A 26,281-nucleotide genomic window follows, 5' to 3' on the forward strand; every position below is an offset into this window, starting at 1 on the left:
CGATTCTTCATCGCGTGCGCCCGCGCGGGCAGGGGTTTTCACCGCGATCGGACACGAGGCGGGTTTCGCCGTGCGAGGCGGCGAGAGGTGTCCCAGCATGGTGTGCGGGAGCGAAGGGAGTGCGGCATGGTGCGCGAGGCGGCGACCGAGGTGCGGGTACGGCGCGCCTACGACCCCCCGGAGGCGGTGGACGGACACCGCGTCCTCGTCGACCGGCTGTGGCCGCGCGGGCTCTCCAAGGAGCGCGCGCACGTGGACGAGTGGCTGAAGTCCGTCGCGCCGAGCGCCGCGCTGCGCCAGTGGTACGGGCACGACCCCGCCAAGTTCGGGGAGTTCGCCGACCGCTACCGCGCCGAACTCGCCGACCCGGCACGCGCGGAAGCGCTCGCCCGGCTGCGTACCCTCTCCGCCAGGGGCCCGCTGACGCTGGTCACCGCGACCAAGGACCTGGGCCATGCGCACACCCGCGTACTCGCCCGGGAACTCGGCGCCACCCCCGAGGCTGATTGACGAAGCATGCATGAGTCTGCATACTCATGCATACGAAGTCCGATCATGCCGCGCGAGGAGCACAGCAGTGAGCAGCAACAACGGTGACGTCCGGCTCTGGGGCGGACGCTTCGCCGACGGGCCCGCCGAGGCCCTGGCGAAACTCTCCGCCTCCGTGCACTTCGACTGGCGCCTCGCCCCGTACGACATCGCGGGCTCGCGCGCCCACGCCCGGGTGCTGCACGCTGCCGGTCTGCTCACCGCGGACGAGCTGACGCGGATGCACGAGGGGCTCGACAAGCTCGCCGCCGACGTCGCCGACGGCAGCTTCACCGGGACCGTCGCGGACGAGGACGTGCACACCGCGCTGGAGCGCGGCCTGCTGGAGCGCGTCGGTCCCGACCTCGGCGGCAAGCTGCGTGCCGGGCGCTCGCGCAACGACCAGATCGCCACGCTCTTCCGCATGTACCTGCGCGACCACGCGCGGATCATCGGCGGTCTGATCGCCGAGCTGCAGGACGCCCTCGTCGGGCTCGCCGAGGCGCACCCGGACGTCGCGATGCCGGGCCGCACCCACCTCCAGCACGCCCAGCCCGTCCTCTTCGCGCACCACGTCCTCGCCCACGTCCAGCCCCTGGCCAGGGACGCGGAGCGGCTGCGGCAGTGGGACGAGCGGACCGCCGTGTCCCCGTACGGCTCCGGCGCGCTCGCGGGCTCCTCGCTCGGTCTCGACCCGGAGGCCGTCGCGGCCGACCTGGGTTTCGAGCACGGCTCGGTCGCCAACTCGATCGACGGCACGGCCTCCCGCGACTTCGTCGCCGAGTTCGCCTTCGTTACCGCGATGATCGGCGTCAACCTGTCGCGCGTCGCCGAGGAGATCATCCTGTGGAACACGAAGGAGTTCTCCTTCGTGACCCTCCACGACGCCTTCTCGACCGGTTCGTCGATCATGCCGCAGAAGAAGAACCCGGACATCGCCGAGCTGGCGCGCGGCAAGTCGGGGCGCCTCATCGGCAACCTCACCGGCCTCCTCGCCACGCTCAAGGCGCTCCCGCTCGCGTACAACCGCGACCTCCAGGAGGACAAGGAGCCCGTCTTCGACTCCTGCGACCAGCTTGAAGTCCTGCTGCCCGCCTTCACCGGCATGGTCGCGACCCTCACCGTGCACCGCGAGCGCCTGGAGGAGCTGGCCCCGGCCGGTTTCTCGCTCGCGACCGACATCGCCGAGTGGCTCGTCAAGCGCGGCGTGCCCTTCCGCGTCGCGCACGAGGTCGCGGGCGCGTGCGTCAAGGAGTGCGAGGCGCACGCCATCGAGCTGGACCAGCTCAGCGACGAGCAGTTCGCGAAGATCTCCCCGCACCTGACCCCCGAGGTCCGCGAGGTCCTCAACGTCCCCGGCGCCCTCGCGGCCCGCGACGGACGCGGCGGCACGGCCCCCTCGGCCGTCGCGATCCAGCTCGCCGAGGTCAAGTCGGACCTGGCAGTGCAGCACGCCTGGGCGGAGGCCAAGCAGCCGCTGGTCTGAGGCCGCGGCGCGGAGGGCGACCACGCGCCGGGTCGGTGCGCGACGGGCCCGCGCACGGCGTTACGTTGACGGGGGCGCCGCCCCCCGGGCACACCGCCCGGAGCGGCGCCCCCGTCGCCGTACCCTCGCGAAGGAGCCCCCCATGCCGTTCGCCCGCCTCGCCGCCGCCCCCACCCCCGTCTCCCGCGTCGGCCTCGGTCTCGCCGCTGTCGGCCGGCCCGGCTACCTCAACCTCGGCCGGGACCGCGACCTGCCGCCGGGGCGGAGCGTCGAGGAACTGCGCACCCGCGCGCACGACCTGCTCGACGCCGCCTACGAACAGGGCGTGCGGTACGTGGACACCGCCCGTTCCTACGGGCGCGCCGAGGAGTTCCTCGCCGGGTGGCTCGCCGCGCACCCGCAGGCCACCGACCTCGTCGTCGGCAGCAAGTGGGGCTACACCTACACGGCCGGCTGGCGCACACAAGCCGACTCGCACGAGGTCAAAAATCACGCGCTCGCCACCTACGAGCGGCAGATCACCGAGACCAGGGACCTGCTCGGCGACCGTCTCGACCTCTACCAGATCCACTCCCTCACCCCCGAGAGCCCCGCGCTCACCGACCGCGCCCTGCACGAACGCCTCGCCGTCCTCGGCGCCGAGGGCGTCACGATCGGCTGCTCGGTGAGCGGCCCGGACCAGGCCGCGGCGATCCACGCGGCACTCGCCGTCGAGGTCGCGGGCCAGCCCCTCTTCCGGACGATCCAGGCCACGTACAACGTGTACGAGCACAGCGCGGGGCCCGCGCTGGAGGCCGCGCACGGCGCCGGGCGCTGCGTGCTGGTCAAGGAGGCGCTCGCCAACGGGCGGCTCGCGGGCGAGGCGGCACCGCCCGCCGTGCGCGGGATCGCCGGGGAGCTGTCCACGACCCCGGACGCCGTCGCCCTCGCCTTCGTCCTGCGCGCCCCCTGGGTCCAGGTCGCCCTCTCCGGCGCCGCGACCGTCGCTCAGCTGGACACCAACCTGCGGGCGCTCGCGCTCCCGCTCGACGAGGAACGGCTCGAACGCCTCGACGCGCTGGGGGAGGACGCGGGGGAGTACTGGCGGACGCGGGCGGGGATGCCGTGGGGGTAGGGGCGGGCGGGGGAGCGCGGCACCGGGGCGGGGGAGCGCGGGGCCGGAGCGCCGGGGGAGCGCGGTGCGGGACCGTGGAGGGAACGCGGTGCAGGGCCGTGGGGGGAGCGCGGTGCGGGGCCGTCGGGGGCGTGCGGGCCTGGGCACTGCTGTCGGCTCGGGGCCGGGGTCACAGGCTTTCCGCCCACTCCTCCAGGGCGAGGAAGTCCTCCTCGACGAGCCCGCGCGCCGGGTCGATGCGCAGGAGCGCCGCCGGGGCCGGGTAGTGGCCGTCCACCCACGCGCGGTCGCTGGGGCCCACTTCGTCGTCGACCCACGCGAAGGGGCGGCCCGCGGCGTGGGCCACCACCTCGCGCAGCTTCCAGAAGGTGCCGTCCGGGCCGGCCGTCCGCGTCGGCCAGTGCACGTACGGGAGCGCGGGCAGCCCCAGCTCGGGGGCCACGTACGTGTTCGCCTCGGCCTCCCACGTCGAGGCCCACACCAGCTCGTACCGCCCGGCGAGGGCGCGCAGCCGCTCCCCGTGCGCCGGGTTGAGGCGCAGCTCCAGTGGCTCGGTCCAGGCCCAGCCCGCCGGGCGGACCGCGCGGGTGAGGTAGCCGGGCAGGCGGCGGCGAGCCGCGGCGAAGGGGTTGAGGGGGCCGTCGACGTCGAGGAAGAGGAACGGTTTCATGAGGCGTCCCGGGGGTCGGTGGGGTCCATTGTGACCGGAGCGCGCGGGGGCGCGCGGGGGCTCGTACGCGTGGCCTGGCGCCTTCCGTGGTGCGGATGTGTGTCCGCATTGCGAGACGTCACCGGTTCGAGTGAGACGTCTCCGATCCTTATGAGACATTGATGTCTCATTTTGTTAAGGTCGAACACATGACTGTCGACCGTGATCAGGTGCTGCGCTCCGCCGCCACGCTCCTCGTGCGCCGCTCCGGCTCCACGATGGACGAGGTGGCGCGCGCCGCCGGGGTCAGCCGGGCCACGCTGCACCGGCTCTTCGCCGGGCGCGAAGCACTCGTACGGGCCCTGGAGGAGCTGGGCATCCGCGAGTGCGAGGCCGCCGTGGCCGCCGCGCGGACCGACGAGGGACCCGCCGTGGACGCGCTGCGCCGGCTCGTCGCCGGTCTCCAGGGCCCCGCCCCGCTGCTCTCCTTCCTGATCACCGAGGCACAGCTCTTCGAGGGCGAGGAGATCGACGAGGGCTGGGCCCGGCTCGACGGCCGCTTCACCGCGCTGTTCGCACGCGGCCAGCGCACCGGCGAGTTCCGCATCGACCTCAGCCCGACCTGGCTCACCGAGGCGCTCTACGCCCTCATAGGGTCCTGCGGCTGGTGCGTCGTCGACGGCCGCGTCGCGGCCCAGGACTTCCCGCGCAATGTGTCCGAGCTGCTGCTCGGCGGGGTACTGAGGAGGACCCCGTGACCATGACCACGTCCCCCGCCCCCGCGCAGCGCCCCCTCGCGCGCTGGCTCGCCCTCGGCGTCCTCGTCCTCGCGGTGCTGCTCATCGCGGTCGACGCGACCGTGCTCGGCCTCGCGACCCCGTACATCAGCGAGGATCTGCGCCCCTCGGGCACCCAGCTCCTGTGGATCGGCGACGTCTACTCCTTCGTCATCGCCGGGCTGCTCGTCTCGATGGGCGGGCTCGGCGACCGCATCGGCCGCAAGCGCCTGCTGCTCCTCGGCGCGATCGCCTTCGGCGGGATCTCGGTCCTCAACGCCTACGCCGGTTCGCCCGAGATCCTCATCCTCGCGCGCGCCCTGCTCGGCGTCGCCGGGGCGACCCTCATGCCGTCCACGCTCGCGCTGATCCGCAACATCTTCCCCGACCCGCGCGAACGCAGCTTCGCGATCGGCGCCTGGGGCGCGGCCTCGTCGGCCGGGATGGCGCTCGGCCCGATCGTCGGCGGCTTCCTCCTCGAACACTTCTGGTGGGGCTCGGTCTTCCTCATCAACCTGCCCGTCATGGCGCTCCTCGTCCTCGTCGGCGCCAAGCTCCTGCCCGAGTCGAAGGACCCCGCTCCCGGCCCCTGGGACCTGCCCAGCGTGGCGCTCTCGCTCGCCGGGATGTTCGGCCTCGTGTACGCGGTGAAGGAACTGGCCGCGGGCGAGGTCACCGGGCTCACGCTCGGCGCGGGACTCGGCGGGCTGCTGCTCCTCGTGTGGTTCGTGCGGCGTCAGCTCACGCTGCCCAAGCCGCTCCTGAACATGCGGCTCTTCCGCAACCGCGGCTTCAGCGCCGCCGTCGTCGCCGACCTGCTCACCGTGCTCGGCCTCTCCGGGCTCGTCTTCTTCCTCTCGCAGTTCCTGCAACTGGTCCAGGGACGGACCCCGTTGGCGGCCGGACTCGCCGAACTGCCCTCGGCGATGGGCGCGGTGGGCGCCGGGCTCGTCGCCGGACTCGTCGCGCGCCGCTTCTCGGTGCGGGCCGTCGTCTCGGGCGGGCTCGCGGCGATCGGGGTCGCGCTCGCCGCCGTCGTGTTCATCGGCGAGCACACGAGCTATCCCCTGCTCGGCGGCGTGCTCCTCGTCGTCGGCCTCGGTGCCGGTTTCTCCTTCACGGTCACGGCCGACGTCATCCTCTCCGCCGTCCCGAAGGAGAAGGCCGGGTCCGCGTCGGCCGTCTCGGAGACCGCGTACGAGCTGGGGACGGCCCTCGGCATCGCCCTGCTCGGCTCCGTGGTCAACGGCGTCTACCGGGACTTCGCCACCCCGCCCGGCGTCCCGGGCCCGGTCTCCGCCGCCGCCCACGAGTCACTCGGCGGGGCGGCCGAAGCGGCCCACCGGCTCCCCGCGCCCCTCGCCGCGCGCATGTTCGACGCGGCGAGCGACTCCTTCGTGACGGGACTCCACTACGCCGCGGTCGGCGGCGCGGTCGTCCTGCTCGGCACTGCCGTCGCGGCCTGGTTCCTGCTCAAGGGCCAGCGGCTCGACGTGACGGACGAGGAGGGCGAGGGGGAGATACGGGAGAGCGCGGTGTCGTCCAGGACGGCGCGGTAGGGAGCCGATATGTCCGGGGGCGCGGTGCCGCGCGGGAAGTGGCAGGCGCGGGGGACCGGTGCGCGGACCGTCGCCGAGAGGAGCCCGCGGCGCGACGGACCGCCGAACTCGCCCGAGGGGACCGGGCCTGTCGGCCCGGGTGTCATCCCCCTGACAGCGGTCCTTCGTATACGGGGTGACGCGGCGCGGGTGAGGTTGACGGCGGCCGGCCGGGGACGGCCCGGGGGTACGGCTCCGGGGCGTACGGACCCCGGCGGTCGTGCGGCCTCAGGCCGCCTTCGCCTTGGTCGCGTACATGTCCACGTACTCCTGGCCCGAGAGCCGCATGACCTCGGTCATGACCGAGTCCGTCACCGCGCGGAGCACGTAGCGGTCGCGGTCCATGCCCTCGTAGCGCGAGAACTCCATGGGCTCGCCGAAGCGGACCGTCACCTTGCCGGGGCGGGGCAGGCCCTTGCCGCCCGGCTGGAGCTTGTCGGTGCCGATCATCGCGAAGGGGACGACGGGCGCGCCCGTCATGAGGGTCAGACGCGCGATGCCGGTACGGCCCCGGTACAGGCGGCCGTCGGGGGAGCGGGTGCCCTCCGGGTAGATGCCGAAGATCCGGCCCTCCTCCAGGATGCGGCGCCCCGTCATGAGCGCGGCGACCCCGCCGTTGGCCCCGTCGCGGTCCACCGGGATCATCCCGACGCCCGTGAAGAACCAGGCCATGGCCCGGCCCTTGATGCCCTTGCCCGTGACGTACTCGTCCTTGCCGATGAACATCACCTGCCGGTCGCAGACGACCGGGAGGATCAGCGAGTCGATGAAGGTGAGGTGGTTCCCGGCCAGGATCACCGGGCCCTCGCCGGGGATGCGCTCGACGCCTTCCAGCTGCGGCCTGAACCACAGGCGCATGACAGGACCCAGGACGGCCTTCAGGAACGCGAAGCGGGACAACTGACCCTCCGGAGCAGTCAGGGACGACAGCGGACCTGCGGGGCCCGCAGGTGAGGACGATACTCGCGCGTCGCCCGGTGGCGCACACCGGGGTTCACCGCGGTGACACGAGGAGTTGACCCGGCCGCGAGCGGGACCCTGCGCCGGGGGGCCGGTTTTCACCCGCTGTTCGGCACGGGTTCTCCCCTGGCGCGAGGCCCCGCGCCTAGCATCGGCACCGCTTCACCGGGCGCCCCGCCCGTCACGGGACGGACCCCTCGTGGCGGCGGGCCCCCGTACCCGTACCCGCACGTCCACGAGCGCAGGAGGACCCCCATGACGGACCAGGCAGCCAAGGAGCCCGCTCCCCGCACGGGCACCGCACGCCGCGCCCTGCTCGGCGCCGCCGCCCTCGGCGCGGGCGCGGCGGTCGTGGGACTGCCGGGCGCGGCGGTCGCGAGCGAGGGCAGGGGGCGCGGCGGCGGCGCGCTGCGCGATCTGCCCGAGGTGACGGTCATCGGCCACCGCGGCACCTCCGGCTACCGCCCCGAGCACACCTTCGGCTCCTACCAGCTCGCGCTCGACATGGGCGTCCACATCATCGAGCAGGACCTCGTCCCCACGAAGGACGGCCACCTCGTCTGCCGGCACGAGAACGACATCACGCAGACCACCGACGTCGCCCAGCACCCCGAGTTCGCCGCGCGCAGGACGACGAAGACCGTCGACGGCGCGAAGCTCACCGGCTGGTTCACCGAGGACTTCACGCTCGCCGAGCTGAAGACGCTCCGCGCCGTCGAGCGCATCCCCGCCAACCGCCAGCACAACACCCTCTACAACGGCCGCTGGGAGGTGCCGACCTTCGAGGAGGTCCTGGAATGGGCCGAGCGCGAGGGCCGTGCGCGCGGCCGGAAGATCTGGCTGTACGTCGAGACGAAGCACCCCACCTACTTCCGCGGCATCGGGCTCGGCCTCGAAGAGCGCCTCGCACGCCTGCTGCGCCGGTACGGGCGCGACAGCCGCGACTCCTCCGCGCTCATCCTCCAGTCCTTCGAGCCGACGAGCATCCAGCGCCTCAGGAAGCTCGTGCGGACCCCGGGCATCGTGCTGCTCTCGACGGCGGGCACCAAGCCGTACGACTTCGAGGCCACGGGCGACCCGCGCACCACCGACGACCTCGTCACCCCGGCGGGCCTGAAGTGGATCGCGTCCTTCGCCGACGGCATCGGCCCCGACCTGAGCCTGGTCATCCCCCGCAAGGCGGACGGCACCCTCGGCACACCCACGAACCTCGTGCGCGACGCCCACGCGAAGGGGCTGCGGCTGCACCCGTACACCGTCCGCAACGAGAACACCTTCCTGCCGGTGGACTACCGGATCGGCAGCGACCCGAACGCCTACGGGGACGCGTTCCGGCTCTTCGAGACGTACTACGCGACCGGGATCGACGGCCTCTTCTCGGACAACGGCGACACCGCGCTCCTCGCACGCGAGAGCTACCTCGCGAAGAAGGGCCGCTGACCGGAGGGGGCGTCAGCACGGGAGCGCGGCGGCATACCTCCGGGTGAGCCGCCGCCGCTCGCGGAACCTTCCGCGCGCCCGCGCGGTCCCGCCAGACATGACGACCACACCGCCCTACGACCGCTGGCACCCCCTCGTGCGCACCGCGGCACGCGCCGAGGCGCTCGCGCACGGGCTCGATCCGGCCGACCTCGAACAGTCCCTGTGGGTCAGGCTCCTGGAGCGGCTGCGGGGCGCGCCGCCCCCCGCCGACCCGGCCGCCTGGCTCCGTACGGCGGCACGGGCCGAGGCGCGGGCGGCGGGGACCGTACGGGACGAGACCGGCTCCGTACGGGAGCACGCGCGCGCCGCCGAACCCGCCGACCCGCGCCCCGGACCCGAGCAGCAGCACATCGACGCCGAACTCCTGCACTCCGTGCGCGAGGCGGTCGGCCGTCTCCCGGGTCGCTGCCGGGTCCTCGTCCGGGCGCTGCTCTCGCCCCGCGATCCCACCTACCGGGAGATCGCGGCGGAGTTGGGAATCTCACAGGGAAGCCTCGGTCCGAGGCGCTCGCACTGCCTGAACTGCCTGGGAAGACTGCTCGGGCCGGCCGCGGTACAGGCCCGTTCCGGTCCTCGAAGCCGTCCGGCAGGTTTCGCACGGGGTACGGGATGGGGAATCCTGCGGGAGACACACCGGTGAACAGGTGAGCGGGAGGCGTGCACACATGGGCGCGAGCGTGACCATCTCTGCGGCGGCCGAAGAGGACGCCGAGCAGATCCTGAAGCTCCAGTACCTCTGCTTCCAGAGCGAGGCGGAGCGGTACGGGGACTGGGGCATCGAGCCCCTGACCCAGAGCCTGGAGAGCCTGCGTGCCGAGCTGCGCTCCGGGCACGTGCTCGTCGCGCGGCTCGGCGACGAGGTCGTGGGCTCGGTACGGGGCGCGGTCGACGAGGGCGGGATCGCCCACATCGGCAAGCTCGTCGTGCATCCCCGGATGCAGCGGCACGGGCTCGGCGGCCGGCTCCTGGTCGCCGTGGAGAACGCGCTGCGCGCCGAGGGCCGCGCCCGCCGCTTCCAGCTCTTCACGGGGCACCGCAGCAATGTGCGCCTGTACCGCAAGTACGGGTACGCGCCCATCGGCACCGAACAGGTCAGCGAGCGCCTCAGCATGGTGACGCTCACCAAGGAGACGGTCGCGGGCAGGCACCCGGCGGGGGTGTGAGGGACGGGGCGGGCCGCATGACGCGACCCGCCCCGCGTGCTCAGCCCGCTGCGGGCCTCAGCGCGCCGTCAGGCGGACGGCGGACCTCAGCGCGCCATCAGTGCGAACACGCCCCAGCCCAGGTACCGGCGCCGGTACCGCGCGTGCCGCACCGGAGCCGTGTCGAGTTCGGCGCGCAGCTCGGGCGCCATCGGGTCCCGGGGGTTCGCGTCGAGCCAGCGCCGCGTCGTGAGCCACTGCGCCGCGATGTACCGGTCCCAGCCCGCGGGCTCGGCGAGGACCATCTCGACGACGTCGTAGCCGAGCGGGCCGAAGGACTCCAGGAGCCCGTCGAGCGGTGGGTACGTGTCCCGAGTGGGGACGTCGCAGGCCCGCGCGGTCTCCTCGTCGGGCGGCAGCTCCGCCCAGTAGGGCTCCCCGACGAGGAGGAGGCCGCCGGGCCGGAGGGAGCGGCGGAGCAGGCCGAGTGTGCCGGGCACGCCGTCGCCGATCCAGGTGGCGCCGATACAGGCGGCGACGTCGACCGGTTCCTCGGCGACGAAGCCGGAGGCGTCGGCGTGCACGAAGCGCACGTCGTCGGCGACGCCGAGTTCGTCCGCGCGGGCGCGTGCGGCGGCGAGGAAGACGGTGGAGATGTCCACGCCCGTGCCGCCGACGCCGTGCGCGCGCGACCAGGTGCAGAGCATCTCGCCCGAACCGCAGGCGAGATCGAGCACCCGCATACCGGGCCGCAGCCCGATCGCCCGGCCGAGCAGCGCGAGCTGTTCCTCGGTGAACGGGTTGTGGACGCGGTGTCCGCTCTCGCGGATGGTGAAACTACGTGGGAGATCCAGGGAATCCACGGGTGAAGGTCCTCAGGGGAGATGTGACGGGGATACGGGTCGCCTCGCGCGACCGCTCGTCCGTGCGCAGCCGTCCGGCCGCGCGCTCCCGCAGCGTCATCAACTCACCCTTGTACCTGGTCGTCGTGGGGTAACTCGCCGAGCCTAGGCGGCGGCGCCGACGCCGGGCCAGCGAATAAACCAGCGGGCCGCCAGGACGCGGGCCGCCAGGACGGCGACCAAACCGGCGGGCCGCCGGGACGGGGAACAAACCGGCGGGCCGGGATGGCGAGCAGGCCGGCGGGCCGAGCCCGGGACCGACCGGCTGCCCGTGCCGGTCGGCGACCGGTGGCCCGGCGAGGAAGCCGGTACCTCGTGCCGACCGCTCAGGCGGCCGTCCCCGCCGCCGTCTTCGCGTCCAGTGCCTCCACGCGCGAGCGCCGCAGCCACAGGAGGGCGCTGACGGGCAGGATCACCGGGATGAAGAGGTAGCCCATGCCGTAGTCGGACCACACCGTCGAGTCCGGGAACGAGTCGCTGTCGACGAGCGTCCACGTGCCCACGACGAGTACGCCGAGGAGCTCGATCGCGCAGCAGATCCGCGCCGCCGTGCGCGCGCCCTCGCCGCCCCGGACGAGGCTCCACGTGATGAAGCAGTACACGACGCCCGCTACGGCGGAGAGCACGTAGGCGAGCGGGGCCCGGTCGAACTCGGTGCTCAGCTGGTAGACGGAGCGCGAGAGCGCGCCGACCACCATGACCCCGTAGACCCACAGGAGCAGGATGCCCGGACCGCTGATGAGCCTGGTCCGCCCCGCCGTCCCCGGCTCCGCCGTCGTTTCGCGCGCCATCGCTCAGCCACCCCAGATGTCGTAGAGCCGGACTTCGAGAACCGCGAGGACGACGCCGCCGGCCAGCACCGTCATCGAGCCCCACTTACTGCGCTCGGTGAGCGACATGAACCCGGCCAGCGGGACGCACAGCGCGGCGCCCACGAGGTAGGCCACGAAGATCACCGTGCCCTGGTCCGGGTTCTCGCCGCGCGTGAGCTGGACGATGCCGATGACGAGCTGCGCGAGCGCGAGCAGCGAGACGACCGCCATCCCGATGAAGTGCCAGTCCTTCGTCGACTGGTCCTTGGCGAAGGCGTGCCCGCACCACGCGGCGAGCGCGAGCGCGGCGACGGCGGTCGCGATCGTCAGGGCATCAAACATGCGGCAGACCCTATTACGGCCCCCATTCCGCCCGAAAAGCGGCCCGCCCCGAAACAGGGGTCTCGACCGACCGCACGAAGGGCCCGTACCGGGCACACCCGGGCACCTCGCGCCCGGTCCCACGTCCGCGGCTCCCGTCCGCATCCGCGGCTCCCGTCCGCGCCCCCTGCCTCGCGCCCGCTGCCCCGCCTGCGCCGCGCCCCGCGTACGCGGACGGCCCCCGTCCCGCCGCCCCACCCCGCGCCGACCCCCGCCGCCGCGATTAGGCTCGCCGTCATGAAGCTCCAGGCCCGCGCCCTCCTCTTCGACAACGACGGCACCCTCATGTTTTCGCTCCGCTCCGTGCGCCGCTGCTGGACCCGGTGGGCCGTCGAGTACGGGGTCACCGAGGCCGACTTCGCGCGGATCGAGCTGCACGGGCGCCCCTCGGCCGAGATCGTCGCGGACCTGCTGCCCCCGGAGAAGGTGGCGGAGGCCGCCCGGCGGATCGAGGACCTGGAGGTCGCCGACGCCGAGGGCACCGAGGCGCTGCCCGGCACCGTCGCCCTGCTCGCCGGGCTCCCGGCCGAGCGCTGGGCCGTCGTCACCTCGGCGACCCGCAGGCTCGCCCGCGCCCGCCTCTCCGGGCTCGGGCTGCACCCCCGTACGCTCGTCGCCGCCGACGACATCACGCGCGGCAAGCCGGACCCCGAGCCGTATCTGCTCGGGGCCGCGAAGCTCGGCTTCGCGCCCGGGGACTGCGTCGTCTTCGAGGACGCCCCCGTGGGGCTGCGCTCCGCCCAGGCGGCCGGGATGCGGACCGTGGCATTGACCACAACGTACCCCCGCGCGGAGCTGACCGCGGACGCCCTCGTGCCCGACCTCTCGGCGGTGTCCGTGCAGGTCAGCGGCGATTTCCTGGAGATCGTGACCGAGGACTGAGCCACACGGGCCCGTCCGGGTACTGGACGGTAGGGGTCCGTGATGCGGACGAGCGGAGGGGCGCCGTCCGCTCGTCTGGTTAACTGAGGCCATGACCACGACGAGCGCACGCATCCCAGCGACCGAGGCGAACCTGACGCCCGGTGCTCGCCGTATGTGTCGAATGTGTGCCTTCTGAGGGTCCCCGCCTCGCGCCCCGAAGCGAGACCTGCAGTACCGCGAAGCCGCGCCCGCCTGACCGGCCGCGTGCCGCGCCTGCCCCGGACCTGAACCCCCCCGCCGCCCCACGGCCCCGGCCTGCCCGGACCCGGAAACGGCGACAGGTTCCGCCCCCCTCAGCACCGTGCCCCGCGCACGGCACTTCCCGTGCCGGCGAACACCGCCGCGCACTCGACATCCCAGGGACACCCCCGTGATCACCACCCAGGACCTCACCAAGGTCTACCGGTCGGGCGGCCGTGACCTCACCGCGCTCGACGGCGTCGACCTGCACGTGCGCCAGGGGGAGGTCTTCGGCGTCATCGGCCAGAGCGGCGCCGGGAAATCCTCCCTCATCCGCTGCGTCAACATGCTGGAGCGCCCCACGTCCGGCACCGTCCTCGTCGACGGCCAGGACCTCACCGCGCTCCAGGGCCGCGGCAGCCGCGCGGGCCGCGAACTGCGCGCCGCGCGCAGCCGCATCGGCATGGTCTTCCAGCACTTCAACCTGCTGTCCTCGCGCACGGTGCGGGACAACGTCGAGCTGCCGCTGGAAATCCTCGGCCACAGCCGCCGCGCGCGGGCCACGAAGGCGGGCGAGCTGCTCGAACGCGTCGGCCTCGGCGACAAGGCGAACGCCTACCCCGCGCAGCTCTCCGGCGGCCAGAAGCAGCGCGTCGGCATCGCCCGCGCCCTCGCCGGCGAGCCGAAGGTCCTCCTCTCCGACGAGGCGACCAGCGCCCTCGACCCCGAGACGACCCGCTCGGTCCTGGAACTCCTGCGCTCCCTCAACCGCGAACTCGGCCTCACCGTCCTGCTCATCACGCACGAGATGGACGTGGTCAAGACCGTCTGCGACTCGGCCGCGCTCATGGAGAAGGGGCGCATCACCGAGTCGGGGACGCTCGACGAACTCCTCGCGACACCGCACTCCGCCCTCGCCGCCGCGCTCTTCCCGGTGAGCGGCGAGCGCAGCGGCCCCGCGCGCACCGTCATCGACGTCACCTTCCACGGCGACTCGGCGAGCCGCCCGGTGATCTCGCAGCTCTCCCGTACCTACAACATCGACATCTCGATACTCGGCGCCGCGATGGACACGGTCGCGGGCCGTCAGGTCGGCCGGATGCGCATCGAACTGCCCGGACGGTACGAGGAGAACGTCGTGCCCATCGGCTTCCTGCGCGAGCAGGGACTCCAGGTCGAGACCGTGCGCCCCGAAGCCGGGGACGCGTCGTTCGGGAAGAGCGCGCCGCCCGCGACGTCCGGGAAGACCGAGAAGCAGGAGGCGGGCCGATGACCTGGTCCGAGATGCGACCGCTGCTCAGCCAGGCGAGCTGGGACACCCTCTACATGGTCGGCTGGTCGACGCTCATCGCCGTCGCCCTCGGGCTGCCCATCGGCGTCCTGCTCGTCCTGACCGCGCGCGGCGGGCTGCTCCGGAACGCCGTGCTCGCGAAGGTGCTGGGGCAGCTCGTCAACATCGCCCGCTCGATGCCGTTCATCATCCTCATGGTCGCCCTCATGGGCTTCACCCGCTGGCTCACCGGCACCACGATCGGCCGCGAGGCCGCGATCGTGCCGCTCGCCATCGGCGCCATCCCCTTCTACGCGCGCCTCGTCGAGACGGCGGTGCGCGAGGTCGACCACGGACTCGTCGAGGCCGTGCAGTCGATGGGCGGCACGACGTGGGCCGTCGTCCGCAAGGTCCTCGTGCCCGAGTCGCTGCCCTCGCTCGTCTCCAGCGCCACCACCACGATCGTCACGCTCATCGGCTACTCCGCGATGGCGGGCACCGTCGGCGCGGGCGGCCTCGGCGACATCGCGATCCGCGAGGGCTTCCAGCGCTTCGAGACCGGGCTGATGTGGGTGACCGTCGCGATCCTCGCCGTCGTCATCTCCGTCATCCAGTTCCTCGGCGACTTCGCGGCCCGCGCGCTCCACGACCGGGGCAAGCGCCGCGGCCCCGCCCCCGTGCTCCGCCTTCTGCGGTCCCGTGCCCCCGCGCAAGCGGCCGAGGTACGCGACACCGCCGACGCCGCCTGAGCGCACCCGGGACCCCCGGGCCACCGACCACCACCGCACCACCTCCCCGCACCCGCCGGGAGCAGCACCACCGAGAAAGGCACTTTTCGTGCGTAACCACACCCGCCGTACCACCCGTATCGCCACCGCCGTCACCGTCGCGGGGGCCCTCGGCCTCGGCCTCGCCGCCTGCGGCTCCGACGACGACTCCGCCAAGAGCGGCTCGGGCGACAGCGACAAGGCGCTCGTCGTCGCCGCGAGCCCCACCCCGCACGCGGACATCCTGAAGTACGTCCAGGACCACCTGGCCGCGAAGGAGGGGCTCACGCTCAAGGTCAAGGAGGTCACCGACTACGTGACCCCCAACACCGCGACGCAGGACGGCTCCGTCGACGCCAACTTCTTCCAGCACAAGCCGTACCTCGACGACTTCAACAAGAAGAACGGCACCGACCTCGTCCCCGTGACCGCCGTGCACCTGGAGCCGCTCGGCGCCTACTCGCACAAGGTCAAGAGCCTCGGCGCGCTGAAGAAGGGCGCGACCGTCGCGCTCCCCAACGACGCGACCAACGAGGCCCGCGCCCTCAAGCTCCTGGAGAGCAACGGGCTCATCGCGCTCAAGTCCGGCGCCGGCGACGACGCGACCCCCTCGGACATCGCGAAGAACCCGAAGGACATCTCCTTCAAGGAACTGGAGGCCGCGCAGGTCCCGCGCTCCCTCGACGACGTCGACGCCGCCGTCGTCAACGGCAACTACGCGGTCGAGACCGGCCTCAAGCCCGCGAAGGACGCCCTCGTCCTGGAGAAGGCCAAGGACAACCCGTACGCGAACCTCCTCGTCGTCAAGGACGGCAAGGAGAACGACCCGCGCGTGAAGAAGCTCGCCAAGCTCCTCCACTCGCCCGAGGTCAAGAAGTTCATCGAGGACAAGTACGAGGGCTCGGTCATCCCGGCCTTCTGAGCCGGCCGACCCCTCGCCCCACGGGTACGGCCCCGGCCGCCCGGCCCCGTGCCGGGTGCGCCGGGGCCTTCGCGTGCCCCGGTGGTGCGCCCCCCGGGCCCCATGCTGCATGCTGGACCACCCGGCACAGCGGCCCCGCGGGCCGCCGAAGACACCGACCAGGCCCGACCATCACGGAGCGGCGCATGACTTCCCTCTTCCCCGATGTCTCCCTCAGCACCGAGCGGTTGGTCCTGCGCCCCTTCGAAGCCGACGACGCCGCCGCCCTGGCCGACATGGTGAACGACGAGTCCGTCGCCGCCTGGACCACGCTCCCGCACCCCTTCACCCGCGCCCACGCCCGCGACTGGATCGCCCACCGCGCCCCCGGTGCCCGGCTCGGCGGCGAAGGACTCGTCCTCGCCGTCACCGAGTTCCTCACCCAGCGCCTCGTCGGCCTCGTCCGGCTCGGCCGCACCGACTGGGACCTGCGCGCCACCGAACTCTCCTGCGTCACCGCCTCCTGGGCACGCGGAGAGGGGTACGCGGCCGAGGTGGCGCTCGCCGTCTCGCAGTGGCTCTTCACCGAGCGGCGCTTCGCCCGCGTCGAACTGCGCACCGCCGCCGACAACACGGCCGCGCAGCAGGTCGCGCAGCGCATCGGTTGCGTCAGCGAGGGCGTCCTGCGCGGCGCCTGGATAGCCAGGCACCGCGACCACACCGGCGTCCTGCGCCGCAGCCGCACCGACCTCATCGTCTGGAGCCTGCTCCCCGAGGACCTCGACGACGACGTCGAGGCCCCCGCCGTGCACGAGGAGACCCGCCCCGGGCACGGTCCGGTCCGCGCCTACGCCGACTGGAACTGACAACGCCGCCACGGCGGTACGGACCCGAAGGGCACGCCGGGCCCCGGGCGCGGCCTCCCCGGAACCGCCCCTGCCCGGACACGCGTGCGACCGGTACGCTCACCCTGCCCGTACGGCCCCCGCACGCTCATCGGGCCCCGCCCCCGCGCGACACCCACAGGAGACTCACGAAGATGGCCGACCGGGTCACGGTGATCGGCTGGGACGGCTCTCCGCTGACCGAGGCGGCCCGCTCCGCGCTCGGCGCGGCGACGCTCGTGGCCGGGGCCGCCCACCACCTCGCGCTCCCCGAAGTGCCGCACGAGGCCGAGCGCATCCGGCTCGGCAGCGTCCATCTCGCCGCCCGCCGCATCGCCCTGCACCGGGGCAGCGCCGTCGTCCTCGCCGACGGCGACCCCGGCTTCTTCGGCGTCGTCCGCGCCCTGCGCGCGGGCGAACACGGCCTGGAGGTCGAGGTCGTGCCCGCCGTCTCCGCCGTCGCCTCGGCCTTCGCACGCGCCGGGATGCCCTGGGAGGACGCCGAGATCGTCGTCGCCCACCCGCGCACCCTGCGCCGCGCCGTCAACGTCTGCCGCGCCCACCCCAAGGTCGCCGTCCTCACCTCGCCGGGCGCGGGACCGGCCGAACTCGGCCTGCTCCTCGAAGGCGTGCACCGCACCTTCGTGATCTGCGAGGAACTCGGCACCGCGCGCGAACGCATCACCGTCGTCACCTCCGACCGCGCCGCCGACCACGCCTGGCGCGACCCCAACGTCGTCATCGTCATCGGCGGCAACGCCACGGCGGGCGGCACCGACAACGGCTGGATCGCCGGACGCGACCCCGCGGGCCCCGTACGCGGCTGGGCGCTCCCCGCTCGCGAGTACGGGGCGGGCACGCCCCTGGAGGGCGAGTCCCGCGAACTGCGCGCGGCCCAACTGGCCCGCCTCGGCCCCCGTACCGGCGACCTCGTGTGGGACATCGGCTCGGGGACCGGCGCCTTCGCCGCCGAGGCCGCGCGCTTCGGGGCCGCCGTGCTCGCCGTCGACGCGGACCCGGACGCCTGCGCCCGCACGACCGCCTCGGCCCGCCGCTTCGGCGTGCGGGTGCAGGTTGTGCACGGCGGCGCCCCGCACATACTCGAAGACCTCCCCGAGCCCGATGTCGTACGGGTCGGGGGCGGCGGCGAACCCGTCGTCTCGGCCGTCGCGGACCGCCGCCCGGCCGCGATCGTCACCCACGCGGGCACCCGCGACGAGGCCGAACTCCTCGGCCGCACCCTGGCGGAGCACGGCTACGCCGTCGAGTGCGCGCTGCTCCAGTCCGTCGCCCTCGATGTGGGGGAGTGGACCGAAACCGAACGTACCGTCGTGTTTCTCCTTTCCGCCCACCGTCCCGATCGCGCCCCGTGAACCAGTGGCCACAGCCAGCGGGGTAGGCTGGCCGATCGTCGTACAGCTTTCCGAGCTGCCCCCGGCACCCCGAACCGGCCCGTAAACCCCAGGTCCGCCCCGTGATCCGGGGTGCTGCGGGGCGGGCGCGCGCCGACGTGGCGCAGTCCACAGCCGACTGTGGCGGAAAGTGGCCGTCATAAGCGCGCCGGGACCGGGAGAATGCCCCGGGACGGCAGGGTTCTGCCCGCATCGTGCCGCAGGGCGCGTGCGCTCGTTGCTCCCCGTGGGAGGCCGAACGGCCTGCCGGTGGGCAACGGAAGGACCCGGCCGCCGTCGGCAGGTCCCGGAAGGCACGGGAAGCCGGTACGACCGGAGACAAGCGAAACAGCTGACACGTGGGCGAGGGGACGCATGACGGACACCGGCAAGGGCCCGGCCGAGGGGCAGCCGCAGGCTGCGGCACAGCCGGGCCCGTACCCGTACCAGGGGTACGCCGCAGCTCCGGCCGAGGACGACGACCTCCTCTTCATGCCGGGCGCGCAGGGTGCCTGGACCGAGGCGCAGCCCGTACTCGCCCAGCCGGTGCAGGCCGCCTACCAGGGGCCGGGCACCGAGCAGAGCGCGCAGGGGAGTTACGGGGCAGGGCTGCCCGGCGCCGAGGTCGCGGGCGGCTACGCCGAGGCCGCGCCCGTGGCGGAGGCGGTCGCGCGGACGGTCCCCGTGGCCCCGCTGCCGAAGCCCGCGCCGGTGCCGCCCGTACCGGTCGCCGTGCCCGTCGCCCCGCTGGAGCAGCCGCTTCAGGACGCCGTCGCGCCGACGCCGGAGCTGGACGGACAGGGCTACGCCGAGGGCTTCGCCGCACCCGCTTTCGAGGCTCAGGCCGTCGAGGTGCCCGCCGCCGAAGCGGCCGTCGAGGACCAGGCCGCCCAAGGCCCGGCCGACGCGGCCCAGGTGGCGGAGGGCCAGGAGACCCCGGCCGTCGCGGACGCCCCCGCGCAGCCGCACGCGCCGGAACCGCACGAGACGGACGGCCGCGACAGCGGCGCCGTCGACCTCTCGGCCGTCCGCGCCACGGCGACGCCCGCCCGCGCCCAGACCCCGCAGCGGCGCCCGCTCCACATGGGCCCCGCGCTCCCCGACCCGCGCAACAGCCCGGTCCGCACCCTCGCCGACCGCGGCCCCGCCGCGCCGCGCCCGGAGTACGCGACGACGCACAGCGGTACGGGATGGACGACCGTCCCGGCGCAGCCCCCCGCCCCGGCCCCGGTCGCGCCGGACGTGACGGAGTGGCAGCCCGCCGCCGGCACCGCGCCCGCCCCGGAGACGGACGAGGCCGTACGGGTCGCTCCGGCCGTGGAGCCGCAGGAGGTTCCCGCGGAGGCGCCGGAGGCGGCGGCCGTGGCCGAGGCGGAGCAGGTCGCCGAGGCGGAGCAGGCTGCCGCGCCGGAGGCCGTCGCGGAACCGGATGCCCTCGCGGAACCGGCGCCGGACGCCGAGGCCGAAGCGGTCCCGGTGCCGGAGGCGGCGGCAGCCGCTGCCGGGCCGGACGCCGTGGTCGAGGAGGCGGGCGAGGCCGAGCAGGCCGCCGAGCCGACGCCCGAGGCCGAACCGGCCCCCCTCGCCGCGGAGCCCCCAGTCGCCGAAACGCCTGCCGAAGCACCCGCCGAGCCCGAGCCGGTCGTGACGATCCCGGCCCAGCAGGCGGGCCCGGTCGCCCCTGCGGAGGCCTCGGAGCCCGCCGGGGCTCCCGTCTCCGGCGAGGCCCCGGTCACGGCCGGGACACCCGTGCCGGGCGAGGCCGCCGCGCCCGTCGAAGCGCCCGATGCCCCCGCGCCCGCCGACGCCTCCGCGCCCGCAGAACGGCCCGCCGCCGAGCAGCCCGCCCCGGCCGAGCAGCCCGCCGCTGCGGAGCCGGAGCCCGTCGCCGCCCCGGAGGAGTCCGTCGCGCTCCCCGAGCCCCCCGTGGCGGAGCCCGCCGCCGAGGAGACTCCCGCCGCGCACGTCATGACCCCGCCCGCCCCGCTGCCCCACCTCCCCGGCACCCCCGTGGGAGCCGCGCACTGGCCGAGCCCCGCCGGAGCCGTCGGCGAGCAGGACCCGGAGGACGTGCCCGAGGTCGCCCAGGACGAGCAGAGTCCGTCCGACGGGGCCACCGCGCCCGAGGCCGGAACGACCGAGGCCGCAGCGCCCGAGGCCACGGCACCCGAAGCCGCCGCGCCCGACGGGACGGCGCCCATCGAGGCCGCCCCCGCGACCGAGCCCCCGGCCGATTCCCCCGCCCCGAGCGGGGCCGCTTCCGCCCCCGTACCCCCGCAGGCCCCCGCCGGGCCCCCCGCGCCCGGCTACGACGAGGCGGAGCGCGAGGCCGTGCTGCGCGTCATGCGGGAGCGACGCGACATCCGCAACGGCTTCCGCTCCGACCCGATCCCGCACGAGGTGCTGCTGCGCGTCCTGGAGGCCGCGCACACCGCGCCGAGCGTCGGCCACTCCCAGCCCTGGGACTTCGTCGTCATCCGCTCCGAGGAGACCCGGCGCGCGATGCACGAGCTGGCCGAGAAGCAGCGTGACGCGTACGCCGCCTCGCTGCCCAAGGGCCGCGCGAAGCAGTTCCGCGAGCTGAAGATCGAGGCGATCCTCGACACGCCCGTCAACATCGTCGTCACCGCCGACCCGACGCGCGGCGGCCGGCACACCCTCGGCCGCCACACGCAGCCGCAGATGGCCCCCTACTCCTCCGCGCTCGCCGTCGAGAACCTGTGGCTCGCCGCGCGCGCCGAGGGACTCGGCGTCGGCTGGGTGAGCTTCTTCGACGAGCGCGAGATGGTGCGCGCGCTCGGCCTGCCCGAGCACCTGGAGGTCGTCGCGTACCTGTGCGTCGGGTACGTGGACGAGTTCCCCGACGAGCCCGAGCTGATGCAGGCCGGGTGGTCCAAGCGGCGCCCGCTCTCCTGGGTCGTCCACGAGGAGACGTACGGCCGCCGCGTGCTGCCGGGCGCCGAACCGGCCGACCTGCTCACCGAGACGGTGCGGCGCATCCGCCCGCTCGACGCGAAGGCGCTCGGCGAGGCGTGGGAACGGCAGAAGCGGATGACGAAGCCGCCGGGGGCGCTCGGGATGCTGGAGATCATCTCCGCGCAGCTCAGCGGCCTCTCGCGCACCTCGCCGCCGCCCATCCCCGAACCGGCCGCCGTCGCGATCTTCGCGGGCGACCACGGCGTGCACGCCCAGGGCGTCACCGCGTGGCCGCAGGAGGTGACCGCGCAGATGGTCGCCAACTTCCTCGGCGGCGGCGCGGTCTGCAACGCCTTCGCCAAGCAGGTCGGCGCCGAGGTGTGCGTCGTGGACGTCGGCGTCGCGGCCGAACTCCCGCCCACCCCGGGACTGCTGCCGCGCAAGGTGCGGGCGGGCACGGCGGACATGACGGCGGGCCCCGCGCTGAGCCGCGAGGACGTCACCGCCGCGATCGAGGTCGGCATCGAGACCGCCCGCGACCTCGTCGCGGCGGGCAACAAGGCGCTCCTGACCGGCGAGATGGGCATCGCCAACACGACCGCGTCGGCCGCCCTCATCTCCGTCTTCACCGGCACCGACCCGGCCGAGGTCACCGGGCGCGGCACCGGCATCAACGACGAGATGCACGCCCACAAGATCGACGTCATCCGTCGCGCGCTCGACCTGCACCGCCCCGATCCCGCCGACCCCGTCGGGGTGCTCGCGGCGGTCGGCGGGCTCGAACACGCGGCCATGGCGGGGCTCCTCCTCGGCGGCGCCTCGCTGCGCACCCCGGTCATCCTCGACGGCGTGAGCGCGGGAGCGGCGGCCCTCGTCGCCCGTGCGATCGCCCCCGAGGTCCTGGCCGCGTGCATCGCGGGCCACCGCAGCGCCGAACCGGGCCACGTCGCGGCCCTCAACAGCCTCGGCCTGCGGCCCCTCGTCGACCTCGACCTCCGCCTCGGCGAGGGCACGGGCGCCCTCCTCGCCCTCCCCCTCGTCCAGAGCGCGGCCCGCGCGATGCACGAGGTGGCCACCTTCGACTCGGCGGGCGTCACCGAGAAGTAGCCCTCCGGGGGCGGAGCGGGAGGCACCCGCCCGCCCCCGGGAACAGCGCGGGTCCACCCCGTAAACTTGCCCCCTGCGGAGCGAAGCCGCACCGCCTCCCCCCGCCCCGCAAGGAGCCGCTCCGCCATGCCCTCCCCGGCCACCCACCCCGCCTACCCCGCGGGACTCCGCCTCGCGGGCCGCAAGGTCGTCGTCCTCGGCGGCGGCCAGGTGGCTCAGCGCAGGCTCCCCGCCCTGCTCACCGCGGGTGCCGACGTCCTCCTCGTCTCGCCCTCGGCGACGGCGTCCGTCGAGGCCATGGCCACGGCGGGGGAGCTTCGCTGGGAGCGCCGCCCCTACCGCGCGGGCGACCTCGAAGGCGCCTGGTACGCGATCGTCGCGACCGACGACGCGGACGCCAACCACGCCGCGTCCGCCGAGGCCGAGGAGCGCCGCGTGTGGTGCGTACGCAGCGACGACGCCGACGCGGCGAGCGCCTGGACCCCCGCGAGCGGGCACAGCGCCGGCGTCACCGTCGCCGTCCTCACCACCGAGCCCGCCGAGCGCGACCCCCGGCGCACCGCCGCCGTGCGCGACTCCCTCCTGCGCGCGCTCGACGAAGGCCGCGTCGCGGTGCCCCGGCAGGCGGGCGGCGAGAGCCCCAGGGTCGCGCTCGTCGGCGGCGGACCCGGGGACCCCGACCTCATCACCGTGCGGGGACGCCGCCTCCTCGCCGAGGCCGACGTCGTCATCGCCGACCGCCTCGGGCCCCGCGACCTCCTCGCCGAACTCCCGCCGCACGTCGAGGTCATCGACGCGGCGAAGATCCCGTACGGGCGCGCGATGGCGCAGGAGGCGATCAACGAGGCGCTCATCACGCACGCCAAGGAGGGGAAGACCGTCGTGCGGCTCAAGGGCGGCGACCCCTTCGTCTTCGGGCGTGGCATGGAGGAGGCCCAGGCCCTCGCGGCGGCCGGCATCCCCTGCACCGTCGTCCCCGGCATCTCCAGCTCGGTCAGCGTCCCCGCCGCCGCGGGCATCCCCGTCACACACCGGGGCGTCGCGCACGAGTTCACCGTGGTCAGCGGCCACGTCGCGCCCGACGACCCGCGTTCGCTGGTCGACTGGCCCGCGCTCGCCCGGCTGCGCGGCACGCTCGTGATCCTCATGGGGGTCGACAAGCTCGGCGCGATAGCCGAGGCCCTCGTCCGCCACGGCCGCGACCCCGAGACCCCCGTCGCCCTGATCCAGGAGGGCACCACGGCCGCCCAGCGGCGCGTCGACGCACGCCTCGAAACCGCGGCCGAGACCGCCCGCGCGCACGACGTACGCCCCCCGGCCGTCATCGTCGTCGGCGCCGTCGCCGCCCTGGGCGCCTGACCGGCGGGCCCGCAGAACTCCGTACGCACGACCCGAGGCGGCACACCGTGGCAGTACCCGAACGCGTCGACGACCCGGCGGACCCCCGGCTCGGCGACTACACCTCGCTCACCGACGTCCAGTTGCGCCGCCGCCGCGAGCCGGAGGAAGGGCTCTTCATCGCGGAGGGCGAGAAGGTCGTGCGCCGCGCCCTGGACTCCGGGCACGGCATGCGCTCCATGCTGCTCACGGAGAAGTGGCTGCCCGCCATGGCCGACGTGATCGAGGCGAGCGAGGCGCCCGTCTACCTCGTGAGCCCCGAGACGGCCGAGCGGGTCACCGGCTACCACGTCCACCGCGGCGCCCTCGCCTCACTGCACCGCACCCCGCTGCCCGCGCCCGCCGACGTCCTCGCGGGGGCGCGCCGCGTCGCCGTCTTCGAGGACCTCGTCGACCACGCGAACCTCGGCGCCGCCTTCCGCAACGCGGCGGCCCTCGGCGTCGACGCCGCCCTCCTCACCCCGCGCTGCGCCGACCCCCTCTACCGCCGCGCCGTGAAGGTCTCGATGGGCGCCGTCTTCTCCCTCCCGTACGCGCGCCTGGAGCACTGGCCGGCGGACGCGGACACGATCAAGCAGGCCGGTTTCACCCTCGCCGCCTTCTGCCTCTCGGACCGCTCCCTGACCCTCGACGCCCTCGTCGCCCGCGAGGACCCCCGCCTCGCGCTCCTCTTCGGCAGCGAGGGCCCGGGACTCACCCCGGCCGCGCTCACCGCCGCCGACCTGCACGTCCGCATCCCGATGCAGGCGGGCATCGACTCCCTCAACGTCGCGGCGGCGACAGCGGTGGTCTTCTACGCGACGCGGAAGAACGGCCCCTCCGGCGTCTGAGCGACGCGGAAGAACGACCCCTGCGGCGTCTGAGCGACGCGGCGGAACGGCCCCTGCGGCGTCCGAGACGCGGGGCACGGAACGAAGCCGCGCGGATCAGCCCGTGAGGGGCTTCCTCACGCCAGCCCCTGAACGAGCATGATCCCCAGCGCCACGATCAGCGTGACCACGCAGAACACCACGATCCGCTGCCGCAGCAGCCGCGGATTGGCGGGCCGCCGCCCCGTCCCCGTGCGGGCGCCGGTCCGAGCGGTGCCGCCGGTCCGGGAGGCCGCCGGTCGCCGCTGCCCGCCCGTGGCGCGCGGCGGGCGACCCGCCACGGGGCTCCGCTCGGCGCCCTGCGAAGGACGTGTCTCGGGGCCGCCGCCCTGCGTGCCGGGGCCGGGACGCCGCGCCCCGCGCCCCGCGCCGGTGCCACCCGGCTGCGGGCGTCCCTCCCGTGCGGGGGCGGGCCGCTCGCCGCGCGGCTGGGCCTGCGCGGGGGCCGCCGTCTCCGGCCTGCGGCGCCCGCGCGGCGCCGGGGTCACCGGGCGCTGCTGCGTCGCCTGCTCGGCGTACTGCTCGGCGAGCCGCCCCGTGGGCCGCTCGATCACCTCGCGCTGACCCGGGCCGCGCGTGCTGCCGGGGTGCTGCGTCTCGCGCGCGGCGATCTCCTTGAGCCGCAGCGAGAGCTGCAGCGTGCTCGGGCGCTCCTCGGGGTCCTTCGCGAGGCAGGCCCGCACGAGGGGCGCGAGAGCGTCGGGGACGCCGCGCAGGTGGGCCTCCTCGTGCACGACCCGGTAGAGCATGACCTCCGAGCTGCCGTGCCCGAAGGGGGAGTCGCCGGTGGCCGCGTAGGAGAGCGTCGCGCCGAGCGCGAAGACGTCCGTCGCGGGCGTGACCGCCGCGCCGCGTACCTGCTCGGGCGCGAGGAAGCCGGGCGAGCCGACCGCCGTGCCGACGTGCGTGAGGGTGCTCGCCCCGGTCGCCCAGGCGATCCCGAAGTCGATGATGCGGGGGCCCTTGGGCGAGAGCAGGATGTTGGAGGGCTTGAGGTCGCGGTGCACGACCCCCGCCTCGTGCACCGCGACGAGCCCCTCCGAGAGAGCGGCGCCCACGGAAGCCACCTCGGCGGCCGTCAGCGGGCCCTCCTCGGCCACCTTGTCGTGCAAGGAGGGGCCGGGTACGTACTGCGTGGCGAACCAGGGCCGCTCGGCCTCCAGGTCCGCCGCCACGAGCCGTGCCGTACAGCCTCCGCGAATACGCCGGGCCGCCGAGACCTCACGGGCGAAACGCGAGCGGAACTCCTGGTCCTCCGCCAGATCCGGGCGGATGACCTTCAGCGCGACGCGCTGGCCCTTGCGATCGGAGCCCAGGTAGACGACGCCCATCCCGCCCGCGCCGAGTCGCCGGTGAAGCCTGAACGAGCCGACGACACGCGGGTCCTCGCGCCGGAGCCGCATCATCGTCATGTCCATCCCCGCTGCCCGTTACTGCTGACGAGCCACAGCTTACGTTTCCCCGCGCCGGTGCGCGCTGAGGCCGCGCCCTCCGTGACCGAACGATTGTCTTCGCGGGACGCGGTGGTGAAAGACGCTCAGCGTGACACTCCTTCACTCGCCCGGCCGCATCCCCCTTTTCGCCCAATTCCCGCAGGCTGCGGGCCTTTTCACCGCTTACGGGGAGGGGCGCACGCCCCTGCGGGACCGCCGCCCCACCCGCCCCCGCGAGCGCCCCGTGCCCCGCCCGCCCCCTCCGGAACGACCCCTTCCGTCCGTGACCCACATCACGGTCCTCAGGGGAGTCCCCGAGAGGATCTCCACCCAGGGGAGTAGGGGACCGCTCCGCCGTCCTCCTGGGGGAGGCCAGGCATTCGGTACGAGGGCATGACGACCCCCTCTGTC

The 26,281-nt window shown here is 74.4% G+C and carries 23 protein-coding genes; 17 read left to right on the plus strand and 6 right to left on the minus strand.

Going from position 1 to position 26,281, the window contains the following annotated elements; translation table 11 throughout:
- Positions 1 to 126 precede the first annotated feature (126 nt).
- The 3 genes from STTU_RS28110 to STTU_RS28120 all read left to right on the plus strand — a co-directional run bounded on the left by STTU_RS28110 (position 127) and on the right by STTU_RS28120 (position 3,128).
- Entirely contained in the window at positions 127 to 510 is a 384-nt protein-coding gene (locus STTU_RS28110) for a DUF488 domain-containing protein (protein WP_043256558.1), read from the plus strand.
- Between the two features lie 67 nt (positions 511 to 577).
- Complete coding sequence (argH, locus tag STTU_RS28115; protein ID WP_007829153.1) at positions 578 to 2,014, plus strand: argininosuccinate lyase; 1,437 nt, start codon at positions 578 to 580, stop codon at positions 2,012 to 2,014.
- Positions 2,015 to 2,156: 142 nt separating this feature from the next.
- Positions 2,157 to 3,128: an aldo/keto reductase gene (locus STTU_RS28120; protein ID WP_007829155.1), complete on the plus strand. Its 972-nt coding sequence runs from the start codon at positions 2,157 to 2,159 to the stop codon at positions 3,126 to 3,128.
- A gap of 169 nt (positions 3,129 to 3,297) precedes the next feature.
- On the opposite strand, the gene STTU_RS28125 is transcribed toward STTU_RS28120, so the two are convergent.
- Positions 3,298 to 3,798, minus strand: a complete 501-nt coding sequence (locus STTU_RS28125) for an HAD domain-containing protein (RefSeq protein ID WP_007829158.1) — start codon at positions 3,796 to 3,798, stop codon at positions 3,298 to 3,300.
- 188 nt (positions 3,799 to 3,986) lie between these two features.
- On the opposite strand from STTU_RS28125, the gene STTU_RS28130 reads away from it, so the two are divergent.
- Together STTU_RS28130 and STTU_RS28135 are read left to right on the plus strand one after the other, a co-directional pair.
- Entirely contained in the window at positions 3,987 to 4,535 is a 549-nt protein-coding gene (locus STTU_RS28130; protein WP_010273074.1) for a TetR/AcrR family transcriptional regulator, read from the plus strand.
- 2 nt (positions 4,536 to 4,537) lie between these two features.
- Positions 4,538 to 6,112, plus strand: coding sequence for an MFS transporter (locus tag STTU_RS28135; protein WP_007829162.1), 1,575 nt, complete (start codon positions 4,538 to 4,540; stop codon positions 6,110 to 6,112).
- A gap of 267 nt (positions 6,113 to 6,379) precedes the next feature.
- Here the strand turns inward: STTU_RS28135 and STTU_RS28140 are convergent, their stop codons facing one another.
- Positions 6,380 to 7,051 (minus strand): lysophospholipid acyltransferase family protein, encoded by a 672-nt coding sequence (locus STTU_RS28140; protein ID WP_007829164.1) that lies wholly within the window; start codon positions 7,049 to 7,051, stop codon positions 6,380 to 6,382.
- Between the two features lie 315 nt (positions 7,052 to 7,366).
- Here STTU_RS28140 and STTU_RS28145 point away from each other — a divergent pair, with 315 nt between their 5' ends.
- The 3 genes from STTU_RS28145 (at position 7,367) to STTU_RS28155 (ending at position 9,756) form a co-directional block, all read left to right on the plus strand.
- Positions 7,367 to 8,551 (plus strand): glycerophosphodiester phosphodiesterase, encoded by a 1,185-nt coding sequence (locus STTU_RS28145; protein ID WP_007829165.1) that lies wholly within the window; start codon positions 7,367 to 7,369, stop codon positions 8,549 to 8,551.
- Positions 8,552 to 8,648: 97 nt separating this feature from the next.
- A complete protein-coding gene (locus STTU_RS28150; RefSeq protein WP_007829166.1) occupies positions 8,649 to 9,233 on the plus strand; it encodes a sigma-70 family RNA polymerase sigma factor in 585 nt (194 codons plus the stop codon).
- A 25-nt stretch (positions 9,234 to 9,258) separates the two neighbouring features.
- On the plus strand, positions 9,259 to 9,756 hold the full coding sequence (locus tag STTU_RS28155) for a GNAT family N-acetyltransferase (protein WP_007829167.1): 498 nt from the start codon (positions 9,259 to 9,261) through the stop codon (positions 9,754 to 9,756).
- Positions 9,757 to 9,842: 86 nt separating this feature from the next.
- On the opposite strand, the gene STTU_RS28160 is transcribed toward STTU_RS28155, so the two are convergent.
- The 3 genes from STTU_RS28160 to STTU_RS28170 form a co-directional block, all read right to left on the minus strand.
- Positions 9,843 to 10,589 (minus strand): SAM-dependent methyltransferase, encoded by a 747-nt coding sequence (locus tag STTU_RS28160; protein ID WP_043257807.1) that lies wholly within the window; start codon positions 10,587 to 10,589, stop codon positions 9,843 to 9,845.
- Between the two features lie 374 nt (positions 10,590 to 10,963).
- On the minus strand, positions 10,964 to 11,428 hold the full coding sequence (locus STTU_RS28165) for a hypothetical protein (RefSeq protein WP_007829169.1): 465 nt from the start codon (positions 11,426 to 11,428) through the stop codon (positions 10,964 to 10,966).
- 3 nt (positions 11,429 to 11,431) lie between these two features.
- Complete coding sequence (locus STTU_RS28170; RefSeq protein ID WP_007829170.1) at positions 11,432 to 11,791, minus strand: hypothetical protein; 360 nt, start codon at positions 11,789 to 11,791, stop codon at positions 11,432 to 11,434.
- A gap of 276 nt (positions 11,792 to 12,067) precedes the next feature.
- Here STTU_RS28170 and STTU_RS28175 point away from each other — a divergent pair, with 276 nt between their 5' ends.
- The 9 genes from STTU_RS28175 to STTU_RS28215 all read left to right on the plus strand — a co-directional run bounded on the left by STTU_RS28175 (position 12,068) and on the right by STTU_RS28215 (position 24,398).
- Positions 12,068 to 12,712: an HAD family hydrolase gene (locus tag STTU_RS28175; RefSeq protein ID WP_007829171.1), complete on the plus strand. Its 645-nt coding sequence runs from the start codon at positions 12,068 to 12,070 to the stop codon at positions 12,710 to 12,712.
- A 412-nt stretch (positions 12,713 to 13,124) separates the two neighbouring features.
- On the plus strand, positions 13,125 to 14,207 hold the full coding sequence (locus tag STTU_RS28180) for a methionine ABC transporter ATP-binding protein (RefSeq protein ID WP_007829172.1): 1,083 nt from the start codon (positions 13,125 to 13,127) through the stop codon (positions 14,205 to 14,207).
- Positions 14,204 to 14,953 carry a methionine ABC transporter permease gene (locus STTU_RS28185; protein WP_043256560.1) on the plus strand — a complete coding sequence of 250 codons (750 nt, stop codon included), beginning with the start codon at positions 14,204 to 14,206 and terminating at the stop codon, positions 14,951 to 14,953. The genes STTU_RS28180 and STTU_RS28185 overlap by 4 nt, the downstream gene beginning before the upstream one ends.
- Before the next feature lie 88 nt (positions 14,954 to 15,041).
- Positions 15,042 to 15,893 (plus strand): MetQ/NlpA family ABC transporter substrate-binding protein, encoded by an 852-nt coding sequence (locus STTU_RS28190; protein ID WP_007829174.1) that lies wholly within the window; start codon positions 15,042 to 15,044, stop codon positions 15,891 to 15,893.
- 185 nt (positions 15,894 to 16,078) lie between these two features.
- Positions 16,079 to 16,738 carry a GNAT family N-acetyltransferase gene (locus tag STTU_RS28195; RefSeq protein WP_007829175.1) on the plus strand — a complete coding sequence of 220 codons (660 nt, stop codon included), beginning with the start codon at positions 16,079 to 16,081 and terminating at the stop codon, positions 16,736 to 16,738.
- Between the two features lie 173 nt (positions 16,739 to 16,911).
- On the plus strand, positions 16,912 to 18,129 hold the full coding sequence (cbiE, locus tag STTU_RS28200; protein WP_007829185.1) for a precorrin-6y C5,15-methyltransferase (decarboxylating) subunit CbiE: 1,218 nt from the start codon (positions 16,912 to 16,914) through the stop codon (positions 18,127 to 18,129).
- A 393-nt stretch (positions 18,130 to 18,522) separates the two neighbouring features.
- Positions 18,523 to 22,170 carry a nicotinate-nucleotide--dimethylbenzimidazole phosphoribosyltransferase gene (cobT, locus tag STTU_RS28205; protein ID WP_007829190.1) on the plus strand — a complete coding sequence of 1,216 codons (3,648 nt, stop codon included), beginning with the start codon at positions 18,523 to 18,525 and terminating at the stop codon, positions 22,168 to 22,170.
- Between the two features lie 126 nt (positions 22,171 to 22,296).
- Positions 22,297 to 23,529, plus strand: a complete 1,233-nt coding sequence (cobA, locus tag STTU_RS28210) for a uroporphyrinogen-III C-methyltransferase (protein ID WP_007829192.1) — start codon at positions 22,297 to 22,299, stop codon at positions 23,527 to 23,529.
- A 47-nt stretch (positions 23,530 to 23,576) separates the two neighbouring features.
- Entirely contained in the window at positions 23,577 to 24,398 is an 822-nt protein-coding gene (locus tag STTU_RS28215; protein ID WP_007829194.1) for a TrmH family RNA methyltransferase, read from the plus strand.
- 116 nt (positions 24,399 to 24,514) lie between these two features.
- Here STTU_RS28215 and STTU_RS28220 read toward each other — a convergent pair whose 3' ends face one another.
- Positions 24,515 to 25,855, minus strand: coding sequence for a serine/threonine protein kinase (locus STTU_RS28220; protein ID WP_007829196.1), 1,341 nt, complete (start codon positions 25,853 to 25,855; stop codon positions 24,515 to 24,517).
- Between the last annotated feature and the right edge of the window lie 426 nt (positions 25,856 to 26,281).

Source organism: Streptomyces sp. Tu6071 (assembly GCF_000213055.1).
Taxonomy (GTDB): Bacteria; Actinomycetota; Actinomycetes; order Streptomycetales; family Streptomycetaceae; genus Streptomyces; species Streptomyces evansiae.

Excerpts from the sequence above, each read along its gene's own strand:
- STTU_RS28110 (WP_043256558.1), top strand. The coding sequence starts at position 127 with ATGGTGCGCGAGGCGGCGACCGAGGTGCGGGTACGGCGCGCCTACGAC.
- STTU_RS28120 (WP_007829155.1), top strand. The coding sequence starts at position 2,157 with ATGCCGTTCGCCCGCCTCGCCGCCGCCCCCACCCCCGTCTCCCGCGTC.
- STTU_RS28125 (WP_007829158.1), bottom strand. The coding sequence starts at position 3,798 with ATGAAACCGTTCCTCTTCCTCGACGTCGACGGCCCCCTCAACCCCTTC.
- STTU_RS28130 (WP_010273074.1), top strand. The coding sequence starts at position 3,987 with ATGACTGTCGACCGTGATCAGGTGCTGCGCTCCGCCGCCACGCTCCTC.
- STTU_RS28135 (WP_007829162.1), top strand. The coding sequence starts at position 4,538 with ATGACCACGTCCCCCGCCCCCGCGCAGCGCCCCCTCGCGCGCTGGCTC.
- STTU_RS28145 (WP_007829165.1), top strand. The coding sequence starts at position 7,367 with ATGACGGACCAGGCAGCCAAGGAGCCCGCTCCCCGCACGGGCACCGCA.
- STTU_RS28150 (WP_007829166.1), top strand. The coding sequence starts at position 8,649 with ATGACGACCACACCGCCCTACGACCGCTGGCACCCCCTCGTGCGCACC.
- STTU_RS28155 (WP_007829167.1), top strand. The coding sequence starts at position 9,259 with ATGGGCGCGAGCGTGACCATCTCTGCGGCGGCCGAAGAGGACGCCGAG.
- STTU_RS28165 (WP_007829169.1), bottom strand. The coding sequence starts at position 11,428 with ATGGCGCGCGAAACGACGGCGGAGCCGGGGACGGCGGGGCGGACCAGG.
- STTU_RS28170 (WP_007829170.1), bottom strand. The coding sequence starts at position 11,791 with ATGTTTGATGCCCTGACGATCGCGACCGCCGTCGCCGCGCTCGCGCTC.
- STTU_RS28175 (WP_007829171.1), top strand. The coding sequence starts at position 12,068 with ATGAAGCTCCAGGCCCGCGCCCTCCTCTTCGACAACGACGGCACCCTC.
- STTU_RS28185 (WP_043256560.1), top strand. The coding sequence starts at position 14,204 with ATGACCTGGTCCGAGATGCGACCGCTGCTCAGCCAGGCGAGCTGGGAC.
- STTU_RS28195 (WP_007829175.1), top strand. The coding sequence starts at position 16,079 with ATGACTTCCCTCTTCCCCGATGTCTCCCTCAGCACCGAGCGGTTGGTC.
- cbiE (WP_007829185.1), top strand. The coding sequence starts at position 16,912 with ATGGCCGACCGGGTCACGGTGATCGGCTGGGACGGCTCTCCGCTGACC.
- cobT (WP_007829190.1), top strand. The coding sequence starts at position 18,523 with ATGACGGACACCGGCAAGGGCCCGGCCGAGGGGCAGCCGCAGGCTGCG.
- cobA (WP_007829192.1), top strand. The coding sequence starts at position 22,297 with ATGCCCTCCCCGGCCACCCACCCCGCCTACCCCGCGGGACTCCGCCTC.
- STTU_RS28220 (WP_007829196.1), bottom strand. The coding sequence starts at position 25,855 with ATGGACATGACGATGATGCGGCTCCGGCGCGAGGACCCGCGTGTCGTC.